At 73.5% G+C, this 14,314-nt stretch carries 14 protein-coding genes; 6 read left to right on the top strand and 8 right to left on the bottom strand.

All coding sequences use genetic code 11. The features are described from left to right. Positions 1–183: 183 nt before the first annotated feature. Positions 184–267, bottom strand: a complete 84-nt coding sequence (locus P3T27_RS40970) for a putative leader peptide (protein ID WP_329492070.1) — start codon at positions 265–267, stop codon at positions 184–186. Between the two features lie 178 nt (positions 268–445). Between P3T27_RS40970 and P3T27_RS03840 the strand changes: the two genes are divergently transcribed. Next, complete coding sequence (locus tag P3T27_RS03840; protein ID WP_280674285.1) at positions 446–1,741, top strand: YihY/virulence factor BrkB family protein; 1,296 nt, start codon at positions 446–448, stop codon at positions 1,739–1,741. Positions 1,742–1,930: 189 nt separating this feature from the next. Here P3T27_RS03840 and P3T27_RS03835 read toward each other — a convergent pair whose 3' ends face one another. Next, positions 1,931–3,577 (bottom strand): FtsW/RodA/SpoVE family cell cycle protein, encoded by a 1,647-nt coding sequence (locus tag P3T27_RS03835; protein WP_280674284.1) that lies wholly within the window; start codon positions 3,575–3,577, stop codon positions 1,931–1,933. 302 nt (positions 3,578–3,879) lie between these two features. Between P3T27_RS03835 and P3T27_RS03830 the strand changes: the two genes are divergently transcribed. The 4 genes from P3T27_RS03830 to P3T27_RS03815 all read left to right on the top strand — a co-directional run bounded on the left by P3T27_RS03830 (position 3,880) and on the right by P3T27_RS03815 (position 8,653). After that, a complete protein-coding gene (locus tag P3T27_RS03830; RefSeq protein WP_280674283.1) occupies positions 3,880–4,875 on the top strand; it encodes a cytochrome c oxidase assembly protein in 996 nt (331 codons plus the stop codon). Between the two features lie 307 nt (positions 4,876–5,182). Further along, positions 5,183–6,322 carry a ribosome small subunit-dependent GTPase A gene (rsgA, locus tag P3T27_RS03825; protein ID WP_280674282.1) on the top strand — a complete coding sequence of 380 codons (1,140 nt, stop codon included), beginning with the start codon at positions 5,183–5,185 and terminating at the stop codon, positions 6,320–6,322. Positions 6,323–6,578: 256 nt separating this feature from the next. Continuing rightward, on the top strand, positions 6,579–8,147 hold the full coding sequence (locus P3T27_RS03820; RefSeq protein ID WP_280674281.1) for an AlkA N-terminal domain-containing protein: 1,569 nt from the start codon (positions 6,579–6,581) through the stop codon (positions 8,145–8,147). Next, positions 8,144–8,653, top strand: coding sequence for a methylated-DNA--[protein]-cysteine S-methyltransferase (locus tag P3T27_RS03815; RefSeq protein WP_280674280.1), 510 nt, complete (start codon positions 8,144–8,146; stop codon positions 8,651–8,653). Before P3T27_RS03820 ends, P3T27_RS03815 begins: the two co-directional genes overlap by 4 nt. A 13-nt stretch (positions 8,654–8,666) precedes the next feature. Here P3T27_RS03815 and P3T27_RS03810 read toward each other — a convergent pair whose 3' ends face one another. Together P3T27_RS03810 and P3T27_RS03805 are read right to left on the bottom strand one after the other, a co-directional pair. Next, a complete protein-coding gene (locus P3T27_RS03810; RefSeq protein WP_280674279.1) occupies positions 8,667–9,191 on the bottom strand; it encodes a GNAT family N-acetyltransferase in 525 nt (174 codons plus the stop codon). A gap of 137 nt (positions 9,192–9,328) precedes the next feature. Then, positions 9,329–9,835, bottom strand: coding sequence for a MarR family transcriptional regulator (locus P3T27_RS03805; protein ID WP_280674278.1), 507 nt, complete (start codon positions 9,833–9,835; stop codon positions 9,329–9,331). 133 nt (positions 9,836–9,968) lie between these two features. On the opposite strand from P3T27_RS03805, the gene P3T27_RS03800 reads away from it, so the two are divergent. Then, positions 9,969–11,492, top strand: a complete 1,524-nt coding sequence (locus P3T27_RS03800) for an MFS transporter (RefSeq protein WP_280674277.1) — start codon at positions 9,969–9,971, stop codon at positions 11,490–11,492. Positions 11,493–11,547: 55 nt separating this feature from the next. On the opposite strand, the gene pth is transcribed toward P3T27_RS03800, so the two are convergent. The 4 genes from pth to P3T27_RS03780 all read right to left on the bottom strand — a co-directional run bounded on the left by pth (position 11,548) and on the right by P3T27_RS03780 (position 14,297). After that, positions 11,548–12,135 (bottom strand): aminoacyl-tRNA hydrolase, encoded by a 588-nt coding sequence (gene pth / locus P3T27_RS03795; RefSeq protein ID WP_280674276.1) that lies wholly within the window; start codon positions 12,133–12,135, stop codon positions 11,548–11,550. Between the two features lie 113 nt (positions 12,136–12,248). Beyond that, entirely contained in the window at positions 12,249–12,833 is a 585-nt protein-coding gene (locus P3T27_RS03790; protein ID WP_280674784.1) for a DUF305 domain-containing protein, read from the bottom strand. Positions 12,834–13,027: 194 nt separating this feature from the next. Continuing rightward, the gene (locus P3T27_RS03785) at positions 13,028–13,693 is read right to left on the bottom strand and encodes a DUF3105 domain-containing protein (protein ID WP_280674275.1); all 666 of its coding nucleotides are present in this window, start codon (positions 13,691–13,693) and stop codon (positions 13,028–13,030) included. Between the two features lie 103 nt (positions 13,694–13,796). Continuing rightward, positions 13,797–14,297, bottom strand: coding sequence for a hypothetical protein (locus tag P3T27_RS03780; protein ID WP_280674274.1), 501 nt, complete (start codon positions 14,295–14,297; stop codon positions 13,797–13,799). Positions 14,298–14,314: the final 17 nt, after the last annotated feature.

Raw genomic sequence — 14,314 nt, 5'->3', positions numbered from 1 at the left:
AGGCAGGTGGCTCTGACGCCGGGTGGGTCGCTGGGCGTGCTCGGCGGTGCGCTGCTGCTGTGACCTGCGGGTTTTCCCAGGGCCGGGAGAGCAGTGACCGTGACCGGGCGGGCGCCTGCACGTCCGATTCAGCGGGGACGGCGAGGAGGATGGCGCCGGGGGCGGTGGTGCGGCGGGGTGGGCTCAGATCACCGGACAGATGGCGCTGGACACGCGAAGGAGATCGACGTGGAGTCGACCTACTAGGGTGGTTCCGGCGCTCGGCATGGCAAGAGATTCGCACGGCGCGGGACCCGCGGTCCACTAACATCCGCATGATGGACGCTGAAGTTTCGCCATGTGAGACTCCCGGCCATTCCCGCCGCTCCCCGCGTCGGCGCCCGGCCACGCGCCCGCACCCCGGGGGAGATCAACCGGGCCGCCCCGGCCCGATACCGTTAGTCCTGTGGAAGCAGCAGGCGATACGAGCAGACCGAACCCCGAACGGCCCTCCCGGCGTCGGGGCAAGGGCGCCAGGCGTGCGGCCAAGCAGGCCACCTGGCACCGCACGGCGTGGGAACTGGTCAAGGACACCACCAACACCTGCGTCGAGTACCGGGTCACCGGCCTCGCCGCGGAGGCCGCCTTCTTCACCCTGCTGTCGATCCCGCCGCTGCTCCTCGGACTGGCCGGCACCCTCGGCTACCTCGACGAGTTCCTCGGCGCCGGCACCATCGACCGGCTCAAGCACGACATCGTCTCGGCCTCCGGGACGGTCCTGTCGGACTCGTCCGTCCGCGAGATCGTGGTGCCCCTGCTGAACCAGGTGTTCGACCGCAGCCGGCCCGACCTCGTCTCGATCGGCTTCCTGCTGTCGCTGTGGTCCGGCTCCAGGGCGCTCTACATCTTCATCGACACCATCACCGTCATGTACGGGCTCGACGGCAAGCGAGGCATGGTCAAGACCCGGCTGATGTCGCTCGGCCTCTACCTCGGCGCCCTCGTCATCGGCTCCCTGGTGCTGCCGCTCCTGATGGCCGGACCCGGACTGGTCGAGAACGCCGTGCCCGGGATCGCCGGGCTGGTCGGCGCCGCGTACTGGCCGGTCGCCATCGTGCTGCTGATCGTCTCCCTGACCACCCTGTACCACCTGGCCGTCCCCGTCTCCACTCCCTGGCGCGAGGACATCCCCGGCGCCCTGGTCGCTCTGGTGGTGCTGGTCTTCTGCAGCGTGGCCCTGCGGATCTACCTGGTCAGCTCGGTCGAGGGCCCCTCGGTGTACGGCTCGCTGGCCGCGCCGGTGGCCGTGCTGCTGTGGATCTTCGTGGTCGCCCTGGCCGTCCTCATCGGCGCCGCCATGAACGCCGCCATAGACCGCCGCTGGCCCACCCTGGAGACCGCCGACGCGCGCGCCGAGAACGAGCGCGCCCACGAGGAGGCCGCCGCCGCCGTGGTCCGCGAGGTCGCCGCCCGGCGGGCCGCCGAACGGGCCCGGCGCGCCCGCGAACTCGGCCTCGCCGAGGGCGTCGAGGAGGAGTGGGGCGAGGAGGAGGCCGACGACGTCGAGGTCCCCTCCGAGTACCCCGAGCGCTGGGCCGACGTGCTGGCCGCCGAGAACGTCCGCGGCCGCCTCACCGCCCGCGGCGGGCCCCACCACCGGCCCGCGCCGCCCCCGCCGGACAGCGACCGGCCGACCGGGCCGCCGCCGGAGCGGCAGGCGCCGGACTACCCGCCCCGGCCGCCGTGGGAGCAGCAGCGGTAGGGGCTCCGGGAGCCACGACGCCACGATGGGCAGGGCCTCCTCCGCGGGATGCGGGGGAGGCCCTGTGCGTTTCCTGCGCGTTTCCTGTGCGGCCGTCACCGGGTGTTCGGCGGGTGCCGGGTGCCGGGTGCGCGGGTGTCGGTCCGTGGGTCCGTGCGTCCGGGCGGGGCCCGGGTGGTCGGACGAGGGTCAGGCGGTGGCCGGGCTCGGCGGGAAGGGGGACTGCGGGGCCGGGGGGTTGCCGTACCCGTACGCGGACGGCTCGGCCGGGGCGTGCGGGCCGGCCGGGTCCGCCCCCGTCCGGTCCGGGCCGGCCGGGTTCACGGAGATCGGGGCCGTCAGGGTCGAGCCGCGGGGCGGGGTCGGGCCCGGGGCCGCCGGGGTCGAGCCGCCCGGGGCCGCTGACCGGTCGGCCGGTCCGGCCTGCGCCGGGAGCGGATCGGGGCTCGGCGGCGCCGGCTCCAGGGCCGTCCGTCCGGCCGAGTCGCTCAGCTTGATCAGCAGCGCCACGATCAGCCAGTTCGCCAGCAGCGACGAGCCGCCCGCCGCCAGGAACGGCAGCGCCTTACCGGTCAGCGGCACCAGCCCGCTCACCCCGCCGACCACCACGAACACCTGCAGCGCCAGCGCCGTCGACAGCCCCGCCGCCAGCAGCTTGCCGAACGGGTCGGTCAACCCGACCGCCGTCCGCAGCCCGCGCTGGACCAGCAGCAGGTACACCAGCAGCACCGCCGTCACCCCGGCCAGGCCCAACTCCTCGCCGATCGTGGTGAAGACGAAGTCGCTGCGCCCGGCGAAGCCGATCAGCCACGGTCGCCCCGAGCCCAGGCCCGTCCCGGTCAGGTGCCCGGTGCCCAGGCTGAACAGCGCCTCGGCGGGCTGGTCGGAGATGATCGCCGGGTCGTGGTGCTCCTTGTAGATGTCGAGCGGGTGCAGCCAGGCCTCGACGCGCCCGTGCACGTGCGGTTCCACGGTGCCGACCACCGCCGCTCCGCCGACCGCCATCAGCACGCCGAGCACCACCCAACTGGTCCGCTCGGTCGCCACGTACAGCATCACGACGAAGACGCCGAAGAAGATCAGCGAGGTGCCGAGGTCGCGCTCGAAGACCAGCACCAGCAGGCTGACCACCCAGATCGCCAGCACCGGGCCGACGTGCCGCCCGCGCGGCAGGGTCATCCCCCAGATCTTCCGGCCGGCCAGCGCGAGCGCGTCCCGGGACGCCATCAGGTAGCCGGCGAAGAAGATCGTGATCGCGACCTTCACGAACTCGTCCGGCTCGAAGGAGAGCCCGAACAGGCGGATCCAGCGCTTGGCGCCGAAGTCCTCCGCCCGGCCGGGGAAGAACGCGGGCGCCGCCAGCAGGATCAGTGCCCCCGTCATCAGCAGGTACACGTACCGCTGGAAGAACCGGTGGTGCTTGATCAGCACGATCAGCGCGATCGCCACCGCGACCGAGATGAACACCCACATCAGCTGCGAGGGCGCGGCCGGGAGCTTCTGGTAGTCGCCCTTCCTGGCGTGCGCCGCCGCGTAGGAGATGTCCAGCCGGTCCAGCAGCATCAGCCCGAAGCCGGTCAGGAAGACGCCCAGAGGCAGGATCAGCGGGTCCGCGTACGGGGCGAACCGCCGCACCGCCAGATGCGCCGCCCCGGCCAGTCCGCCCAGGGCCAGGCCGTGCACCAGCAGTCCGTGCGGCATCTTGCCGGTCAGTGCCAGATCGGCGTCGATGTGTCCCGCCAGACAGACGGCCACCGCGAGCGCCAGCAGGCCCAACTCGATGTTGCGGTGGCGCGTCGCCAGCCGGCGGCCCTCGCCGCGTGCAGTGCTGTGCACCCTTGTCGTCCCCTTGTCATCACCCGCGCGGCCGGTATCGCCGACGGTGCATCCTGCCAGACGAACGGGGTTCTCCGCCGGTTGCGATCCGAGGGGTATCGAGGCCGGAACTTTGCCTGGGCAAAGCTTTGTTCAGGCTTGGTAAAGCTTTGTTCAGCTGTGGGTATAGAGGTGGGCCCCGGGCGCGGCGGGCCCCGTCCGGGAGGCCATCATGGCCGGGCGCCGTGGTCCGACCCGCGGCGCCCGACGGCCGACCGGACGGCGCCGGCGGCGGCAGGGCGCGATACGAGGTGAGCGGACGGATGGACGGCGCGGTGCGAGTGCTCGCCTACAGCGGACCGCCGCCCTGGCAGTGGTCCGACCTGGCCACCTCGTGGACGGCCGAACCGCTCGTGCTCGCCCTCTCGGTACTGCTCGCCGGCTGGTACCTGTCCGCGGTGCGCGCCGTCCACCGGGCCGGCGGCGAGCGCTGGCAGCCGTCCCGCACCGCCGCCTTCCTCGGCGGGCTGCTGCTGTGGATCTGGTGCACCTGCTCCGGCCTCGGCGTGTACGAGCGGATCCTGTTCACCGACCGGGCCGTCCAGGTCGTGCTGCTGCTCATGGTCGTCCCGCTGCTGCTCGCCCTCGGCGCACCGGTCTCGCTGCTGGTCGCAGCCGCGCCGCCGGCCCGGCGGGAGCGGATCCTGCGGGTGCTGCGCAGCGGGCCGTCCAAGGTGCTGATGTTCCCGGCCGTCTCCACCGCGCTGCTGATGGCCCCGCCGTGGCTGCTCTACTTCACGCCCTGGTACGAGGAGTCGGTGTCCAGCGCGTTCGGGAACGTGCTGCTGCACCTGGCGCTGGTGCTGCTCGGCCTGGCCTACTTCTGGCCGCGGCTGCAGATCGACCCGGTCGGGCACGAGTACCCGCACCTGGTCGGGTTGTTCATCACCTTCGCCGAGGTGATCTTCGACGCGGGGCTCGGGCTGGTGCTGATCTACGGCGGCCACCTGGTCGCCGAGCACTACTACGTGGCGCTCGGGCGGCCGTGGGGGCCGAGTCTGGCGCAGGACCAGACCTGGGGCGGCAACGCGTTCTGGGTGCTGGGCGACCTGGTCGGACTGCCGTTCCTGGCCGCGCTGGTGCGGCGGATGGTGGTGCAGGGGCGGGAGGAGATCAAGGCCGTGGACGCCGAGCTGGACGCCCGCTTCGAGGAGGCGGCGGCCCAGGCGCAGGCGGCGGGGCTGCCGGTCGAGGAGGAAGCGGGGATGCGGCCCTGGTGGCTGGACGACCCGAACCTCAAGCACCGGTACGGCGGGTAGGCGGCCCCAGCCCCGGCGCTTTTGCAGGGCCAATGTTGGCCCGTGCGCTCCGGTTGCCTCGCGTTTTCGCAGGTCAAAAACCGGTTGGTCCGGGCGGGTCGGTCGGCTAGCGTTTGTCGCGTCCGGTTCGGGGGCCGTTGTGGCCGCCCCGAGGAGTAGAGAGCAGGAGGTGGACCCCGTGGTCGTTGTCGCCCCGATAGCTGCCCAGGGCAGCACTCGCGTTCACCTCCTTTTCCCGGCCGCCGGCTGACCTTTCCGCGCCAGCCGCTGCCCGCCGGGATGATCTCCTCCCGAAGGGCCCACTGCGTTGTTCAACGCTGCCTCCGTTTCGTCGTCCTCTTTTTCTTCTCTTTCCTCGTTCTCCTTCGGTGACTCGCCGCTGCCGCTGTCCGGCTACGGCTGGACGGCAGAGCTCGCCGAGCAGTTCGCGCCGCTCGCCGAGGCCGGGCTGGTCCCGGCCCGGATCGTCCGGGTCGACCGCGGCCAGTGCGACGCCGTGCTCGCGGATCCGGAGACGGGCGAGCCGCGCACCGTCCGGCTCGACACCCGTCCGGTCGGCGACGCCGACATGATCAACTGCCCGTGCACCGGCGACTGGGCCGCCGTCGACCTGTACGCCCAGCCGATGGCGGCCGTGGTGGCGCTGCTGCCCCGCTCGACCGCGATCATCCGCAAGGTGGCCGGCAAGCGCTCCGACGGCCAGGTGCTGGCCGCCAACGTCGACACCGTCCTGATCGCCGCGTCCCTCGCGGCCGATCCCGACCTCGGCCGGATCGAGCGCTTCCTCGCCCTGGCCTGGGAGTCCGGCGCCGAACCCCTGGTCGTCCTCACCAAGGCCGACCTGGTGGACGACGCCGAGTTCATCCGCGCCGACGTCGAGGCGATCGCGCCCGGCGTCACCGTGCTCGTGGTCAGTGCCGAGACCGACGAGGGCATGGACGTGCTGCGCGCCTGCACGCCCGGCACCACGGCCGTGATCGGCCAGTCCGGCGTCGGCAAGTCCACGCTCACCAACGCGCTCGCCGGCGTCGAGGCGATGGCCGTCCAGGAGGCCCGCTCGGTGGACCAGAAGGGCCGCCACACCACGACCACCCGCGAGCTGGTCCTGCTGCCCGGCGGGGGCGTGCTCATCGACACCCCCGGGCTGCGCGAGGTCGGCCTCTACGGTGGCGAGGGCGTGGACCTGGCCTTCGCCGACATCGCCGAGCTGGCCGAGGACTGCCGGTTCCACGACTGCGGCCACCACACCGAGCCCGGCTGCGCGGTGCAGGCCGCGCTGGCCGACGGCACCCTGCCGCAGCGCCGGATGGACAGCTACCTCAAGCTCCAGCGCGAGAACGAGTGGATCGCCTCCCGCTCGGACGCCCGGGTGGCCAAGGCCCGGTTGAACAAGTGGAAGGCGATCACCAAGTCGATGCGAGCGGCGGGAGGTCCGGTGAAGCGCTGACCAGGCCCGCTCGGCTTGACCCCTCGCACCGATCGGCCGTCGGCCCGGCCGGTCGGTGCGGGACGGGGCCGGCCCGGGCGGGTACGGGCGGGCACGGGCGGGACGGTCCGGCCAGGTCGGACGGTCCGGGTACATGGGTGCCGGGCGCGCAGTGGGTGCCATGCGTATGGTGGGTGGTGGGTGGGCGGCCTGGGCGTGGAGGTGGGTGGGCGGGGAGGGGAAGGGGGGAGGGGGAGGGGGGAGAGCCCCAACGGTGATGTCTGATTCCCGCCAGTCACCCCTCACCCAGTGCCGCAGACTGGACAACGTGATCGACGACGACATCCGGTACCGAGCCGTGGACAGCCGCGACGCCCGCTTCGACGGCGTCTTCTTCACGGCCGTCACCTCGACCGGCATCTACTGCCGACCGAGCTGCCCCGCCGTGACCCCCAAGCGCGTGAACTGCGTCTTCTACCCCAGCGCCGCAGCCGCCCAGGGGGCGGGCTTCCGCGCCTGCCGCCGCTGCCGCCCCGACTCCGTGCCGGGCTCGCCGGAGTGGAACCACCGTGCCGACTTGGTCGGCCGCGCGATGCGGCTGATCGGCGACGGCGTGGTGGACCGCGAGGGCGTCGCGGGCCTGGCCGGCCGCCTCGGCTACAGCGCCCGCCAGCTCCAGCGCCAGCTCATCGCCGAGCTGGGCGCCGGCCCGATCGCCCTGGCCCGAGCCCGCCGCGCCCAGACCGCCCGCCTGCTGCTCCAGACCACCGAACTACCGGTCACCGACATCGCGTTCGCGGCCGGCTTCGCCTCGGTGCGGCAGTTCAACGACACCGTCCGCGAGGTCTACGACCGCACCCCCACCGGGCTGCGCGCCGAGGTCGCCGCCGGCCGCCGCAGCGCGACCCCGGCCGGCGGCCTCACCCTGCGACTGGCCTACCGCGGCGCTCTCGACAGTGACCACCTGATCGACTTCCTCGCCCTGCGCGCCGTCCCCGGCGTGGAGGAGGTCGTCCCCGGTGCCCGTCCCGGCGTCCGCACCTACCGGCGCACCCTCGCGCTCCCGTACGGGCACGGCATCGCCGAGGTCGACGGATTGGCGCCGGGCGAACCGCGCACCCGCGGCTGGCTCGACTGCCGCCTGCTGCTCGCCGACCTGCGCGATCTGCCGACCGCCGTCCAGCGCCTGCGCGGCCTGTTCGACCTGGACGCCGACCCGGACGCGGTCGACGAGCAGCTCGGCGCGGACCCGGTGCTCGGCCCGTTGGTCCGGGAGCGCCCCGGTCTTCGTTCGCCCGGCCACGTGGACCCGCACGAGCTGGCCGTCCGCGCCGTCCTCGGCCAGCAGATCACGGTCGGCGCCGCCCGTACCCTGGCCGGCCGGCTCGCCGAGAAGTACGGCACCGCGCTGCCCGAGCGGAACGGCGGCCTGCGGTTGCTGTTCCCGACCGCGGCGGTGCTGGCCACCGCGGACCCCGAGGACTTCGCGATGCCCGCCGCCCGCCGGCTCGCGCTCACCGGCCTCTGCGCCGCCCTGGCCGAAGGGGTGGTCCGGCTCGACGGCGGCGTGGACCGGGAGGAGGCCGCGGCCGGACTGCTGGCCCTGCCCGGCATCGGCCCCTGGACCGTCGGCTACCTGAGGATGCGGGCCCTCGCCGACCCCGACGTCTTCCTCCCGAGCGACGTGGGCGTCAAGCACGGTTTCACCCGGCTCGGCGCCCCCGGCGACCCGAAGAACGCCGCCCGCGCGGCCGAGGCGTGGGCCCCTTGGCGCTCCTACGCCGTCCACCGACTGTGGGCCGGGCCCGCGAGCACCAGCACTGGAACGGAGAACGCACAGCAATGAACACCACCGTCTACACCACCATGGAGAGCCCGTTCGGTCGGCTGCTGCTGAGCGGCGTCCGACCCGAGGACGGCGGTGCGGCCGCGCTGGCCACCGTCACCGCGTCCGGTCAGAAGTACGCGCTCGCCGAGCCCGCCGACGACTGGGTCCTCGACCCGGAGGCGCTCGCCGAGCCGGTCGCCCAGCTGACCGGCTACTTCGCGGGCGAGCGCACCACCTTCGACCTCCCGCTCGCCCCGGTGGGCACCGAGTTCCGCCGCCGGATCTGGGCCGCCCTGGACGAGATCCCGTACGGCGAGACCGTCACCTACGGTCAACTCGCCGATCTGGCCGGGGAGTCGCCGCGCGCGGTGCGAGCGGTCGGCGGCGCGGTGGGCGCCAACCCGCTGCTCATCGTCCGCCCCTGCCACCGCGTCATGGGCGCCAACGGCTCGCTGACGGGCTTCGCGGCGGGCGTGGACCGCAAGCGCCGGCTGCTGGAGCTGGAGAGCGGCACGCTGTTCTAGCGCATGCCTGGTTCTAGCGCATGCTTGCCGGGGCCCGCAGGTCTACCCGCCAGTTGCGGCTGCGCATGAACCGCCCGGGCGGGAACTCGAAGTCCGTCTCGCCGACGAGGCTGAACCCGGCCTTCGCGCAGACCGCGTTGGAGGCCGGGTGGTCCACCGAGGGGAAGGCGTGCAGGTACCGGTGGGCGGCCTCGCGGCGGGCGGCCGCGACGGCGGCGCGGGTGGCGGCGCCGGCGATGCCGCGGCCCTGGTGGCCGGGCAGGACGTTCCACCCCATCTCGTGGACGGTCTCGCCCTCCCAGGTACGGGTGCCGTAGCCGACGGTGCCGACGGCCTCGCCCTCGGGGAGCAGCACGATCCGGTACATGCAGCCCAGGCCGGACGGGACGAAGTCCAGGTAGCGCCGGTGCCGGACGAGCAGCTGCTCCGGGCTCTCCGGGCCGCCGACGTGCTTCTTCATCTCCGGGGTGTTGACCCGGCGCAGCAGTGCGAGGTCGGCGTCCGTCCAGGGCTCGATCAGTACCTGTGCTGTGGTCATGCCGGGGACGGTAGTGGTCCGTACGGGCCGGTGACCAGCGGTTTTGGCGACCAGCGCTTGAGGTGACCAGCGCTTGAGGTGACCAGCGTTTTAGGCGACCAGCGCTTGAGGCGGTGCCGCCGGGCGCCCGGGGGTTCTCAGCCCTGTTCGGGGCCCTGGCCCGGTTCGGCCAGGGCACGGGCGAGTTGTTCGAGGGCGGGCAGGGCGTGGACCACGGCGTCGCGGTCGGCGGGGGCGAGGGTGCCGAGGGCGGTGGCGATGCGGCGCTCGTGGGCGCGCTGCCAATCGTCGAGCTGGCGCCGGCCGGCCGGGGTGAGGGCGATGCGGGCGGTGCGGCGGTCGCCGGGGTCGGCCTGGCGGTCGACGAACCCGGCTTCGAGGAGTTTGCCGACCAGCCCGCTGACGGTGTTCGGGGCGAGCCGCTGCCGGGCGGCGAGTTCGCCGACCCGCAGGGGCGCGGCGGCGAGCGTCTGGAGGAGTTCGACCTGCGCCATGGGCAGGGACTCCCACGGGTAGTCGGTGCGGATGCTGCTGCGCAGGGCACGGCGCAGCCGGGTGACGGTGTCGGTGAGCCGCCGGGCGTGTTCGACCGCTGCTCCGGGGGTTTCGGTGGCAGGGTCGGGAACGTGTGGTGACGACGGCATGGCGGACAGCGTATCGCCTGGTACGGGCCGGTCCGGCGGCGCTGTCCGCCCCTTGGTCGCCCTCGTCCGGGACTCCCGTCGGAGGGCGAGCAGCTCGTAGAAAGAACATGTCTGCATCAGATATATTTGCGGTATGAACGCCACCGCCCTTGCCGCGAGGCTGCTCACCGAGCGGCCCCGGCCGCGCGGCGTAGCCGGCTGGCGCCACGCCCACTGGCTGGCCGTCGGCACCGTCTGTCTCGGCGCCTTCCTCGGACAGCTCACCGCCAGCGTCACCGCCCTCGTCTTCCCGGCCCTCGGCAGGCACTTCGACGCAGGCTTCGCGGCCGTCGAATGGGTCGCCCTCGCCTACCTCCTGGTGCTGGTCGCCCTGCTCGCCCCGGTCGGCTGGCTCTCCGACCTGGTCGGCCGCAAGACCATGTACCTCGGTGGCTTCGCCGTCTTCGCCCTGGCCTCGCTCGGTGCCGGATGCGCCGGCAGCCTGGGCGTCCTGGTCGGCTTCCGCGCCGTTCAGGCGGTCGGGGGCGCGATGATGCAGGCCAACAGCGTCGCCCTGGTGGCGCGCGGCGTCCCGGAGCACGCCATGCGGCGCGCGCTCGGCATCCAGGCGGCCGCGCAGGGGCTCGGCCTGGCGCTCGGCCCCAGCCTCGGCGGGCTGCTGGTGGAGCACGCCTCCTGGCGGTGGGTGTTCTGGATCAACGTGCCGATCGGGGTGCTCGGCATCCTGGCCGGCTGGTTCCTGCTGCCCCGCACCAGGGTCGGGAGCCCGCTCGGGGCGCGTGCCGGGAGCGCCCTCGCAGTTTCCGCCGACAGCGTGCCCGCCGACAGCGTGCCTGCCGGGAGCCCGCTCGCGGGAGCCGCCGCGAGCTCCCCGGCGGACGGCGCGGGCGGCGCGGGCGGCCGCTTCGACCTGCCCGGCCTCCTGCTGCTCGCCGGCTCCACCGCCGCGCTGCTGCTCGCCCTGTCCACCGCATCCGGACTGCCGTTGCCCGGCTGGGCCGTCGCCGCCCTGCTGCTCGCCGCCGCCGTCCTCGCGCTCGGGCTGGTCCGGCAGGAGCGGCGGGCCGCCCGGCCGATCCTCGCGCCCGGCCTGGTCAACACCCCCGGGGTGCGATCCGGCCTGGTGGTCTCGCTGATCGGCTACCTGCTGCTGTTCTGCCCGCTCGTGCTCGGCCCGGTGCTGCTCACCGGCGCGGGCGTGCCGATGGCTCGGGCGGGCCTGCTGATCACCCTGCTGCCCGCCGCGTTCGCGCTCGCCGCGACCGTCGGCGGCGCGCTGCTGCCGCGCGGCTGGTCGGACGTCGCCCGCTGCCGCGCCGGCGCGGTGCTCGCGGGCGCCGGGCTGCTGCTGTTCGCCCTGGTGCCGGTCTCCGGACCGGCCGTGGCGGCCCCGCTGCTGCTCGCCGGCTACGGGCTGGGCCTGCTGCTGCCCGCCAACAACGCGCTGGTGATGCGGGCGATCCCGGCCCAGTGTTCGGCGGTCGGCGGCGGCATGGTGAACATGGCCCGCAGCCTCGGGACGGCGCTCGGCACCGCGTTGCCTGTCCTCGGCGTCCACCTGGCGGGCGCGGCGTCCGGCGGCCGGACGGTGCTGCTCGCCCTCGCGGCGGTCGCGGTGGCGGCCGTCGCCCTGACCCGGCCGGTCCGCCAGGCCTGAGCCTTCCGCCTTGCCTGAGCCTTCGTGAGGCCGGAGGTTTCCGTGAGGCCCTGCCCTATGCCTCCGTACGGACGTTCAGGGCGTCCTGGGCCCGGTTGAGGCCGCGCCGTACCAGGGTCTCCAGCGCGTCCGCGCACCGGTCCAACACTCCGGGCAGGTCGGCCTGTTCGGCGTCCGAGAACTTCTTCAGCACGAAGTCGCCGATGCTCTGCCCCTTCGGCGGGCGCCCGATGCCGAAGCGCAGCCGTACGAAGTCGCGGGTGCCGAGCACCTCGCCCACCGAACGCACGCCGTTGTGGCCGCCGGGGCCGCCGCCGCGCTTGAGTTTTCCGGTGCCGAACGCGAAGTCGAGGTCGTCCTGCACGACCACCAGGTGCTCGACCGGGACGCCGTGGCGCCGCATCAGGCCGGTCACCGGGCGGCCGGACAGGTTGATGAACCACTGCGGCTTGGCCAGCACCACCCGGTGGCCGTCCACCTCGATCGCCGCCACCAGGGCGCCGATCCCGCGCCGCCGGAACCGCGCGCCGTACCGTTCGGCGAGTCGCTCCACGGTCAGGAAGCCCGCATTGTGCCGGGTCAGCCGGAACCACGGGCCAGGGTTGCCCAGTCCGACGATCAGCCAGGGTGCGTCGGGGGTCATCCGGATCTCCAGGGGTTCTCAGCGGACGTCGGACGGCCGGGGCGCGGTACGGACGGTACGGGACCGTCGACCGCGCTCCGGCCGTCCGGGGAACAGCGGGGAGAGGGGGCGGATCAGGAGGCGGGCACGCCGGGGGCGGCGCCGCGCTCCTGGAGCATGTCGGTCATCAGCTGCATCTCCGAGGTCTGGGCGACCACCATCGACTGGGCGAGCCGCTTCTCGGCGTCGTTCCTCGCCAGGTCCACATAGCCCTGGGCCATCTCGACGCCGCCCTTGTGGTGCTCGATCATCAGCTGCAGGTAGTACACCTCGGCGTCCCGGCCGCTGAGTGAACGCAGCTTCGCCAGCTGGGTGTTGGTGGCCATGCCGGGCATCAGCGAACCGTCGTGGGCCTGGTAGTCGTGGCCCATCCTCATCCACGCCATCGGCTTGGCGGTCGAGTGCTGCGACAGCCCCCACTGGTCGATCCAGCCCATCATCATCCCGCGCTGGTTGGCCTGGGTGTTGATGATGTCGAAGGCCAGGGTGCGCGTCGCGTCGTCGCTGGTGCGGTCCCGGACGATGAACGACAGGTCCACCGCCTGCTGGTGGTGGGTCGCCATGTCCCGGGCGAACCCGGCCTCGGGTGAGTCGTCCGCCGGGACGGCCACCGAGGCCGACCCGGACGCCGACGTCCCGCTCGCCACCAGGGCGGGCACCCCGAGCGCCAGCGCGAGCGCGGCGGCCAGCGCGGCCGGCCACCACAGCCGCCGGCGGGCCGGGCGGGACGCCTCGGCCTCGCCGGCGGACTCCTCGGAGGCGAACCTCTCGGAGGCGAACTCCTCGGCGGCGTTCGCGGCGGCGTCCGCGGAGGTGCTCTCGGAGCCGTCCTCGGGAAGGCCCGAGCCGGCGGTCACATCTGCCCCATGGTGCAGGAGGCGCCCGGCTCCTGGGTCTGCTTGCCCTGGACGTACTTGGTGAAGAACTGGTTCACCCGGGGGTCGCTGGCGCTGTCCACGATCAGCTGGGTGCTCCAGGCGTTCAGGGTGATGGTGCCCTTCTCGTCCGGGTACGGGCTCATCAGCGAGTACGGGGTGGTCTTGACCTTGTCGGACAGGGTCTTGATGTCGTCCGGCGTCGCCTTGCCGTTGTACGTCACCCAGACCGCGCCGTGCTCCAGCGAGTGGACGGCGCGCTCGTTCTCGACCGGCTGGTCGTAGACGTGGCCCATGCAGTCCAGCCAGATGGCGTTGTGGTCGCCGCCGACCGGCGGGGTCATCGGGTAGCTGACCTTGTCCTTGACGTGGTTGCGGCTCAGGTCGCCGAAGGTCTGCACGCCCGGAATGTCCGCGTTGGCGGCGACCTGCTTGTCCTTCTTGCTCTGGTTGGCGTCCATGACGATCCAGGTGCCGGCGGCGATCGCGCCGATCACCAGCACACCGGCCGTCACCGAGGCGATGATCTTGTTGCGGCGGTCACGGCGCTGCTCGACGGCGCGCAGCTCGGCTATCCGGGCGCGGCGGTCGTTCGGGCCGGGCTTGCCGGACTGCTTGCTGGACTGCTTCGAGGCGGAACCCATGGTGGTTGTCCTTGTCCCCGCCGCGCACTGCTGGTGGCGCGGCGGTCAGCTGAAGAGGGGGGAGGGGCGGATCCGCCGGCGGATGCCGGGCGGTGGGTTCCGCTCAGGACCGGTGTACTTGCAGCTCGTGCAGATCGGGCGCCGGATGCGGAGCGTCGAGCAGCCCGGCGGGCACCACCCTGGGCAGCGTCTCGACCGCCGGCGTGAGTGGTGACGCGGCCGGCTGCGGATGCGGCGGCGGGTTCGGCAGCTGGGCGTCCTGGGGGCAGTACGGGTGGCTGGAACAGCCGTTGTCACGGCGCGGCGGCTCGCCGTCGGCCGTGCACCACGTCCAGTGCCGCTGCTCCTCGGCACGCTGGCGCTGGTCGGACGCCGTGGTGGCGGGGCCGGTGTGCGGGGCGTGGCCGGAGACCGCCGTGGCGGTGACGGTGGCGGCGACGGTGGTCGGTGCCGGTTGGGCGTGCGCGCCGACCGCCTTCGCCTGGCCCGCGCACGGCAGCGCCGTGAGCAGCGCGACCAGCAGCAGGACCCACAGCGCAGCCGCCGGGCGGCCCGCCGGTGCGGCCCTCCCCGGTCGGGCTGAGCTGGGGGCCGACGCGGTCATGCGCACATTTAATCAGC

The organism is Kitasatospora sp. MAA19, from assembly GCF_029894125.1.
Taxonomy (GTDB): Bacteria; Actinomycetota; Actinomycetes; order Streptomycetales; family Streptomycetaceae; genus Kitasatospora.
This window is presented reverse-complemented; position numbering and strand designations above follow the sequence as displayed.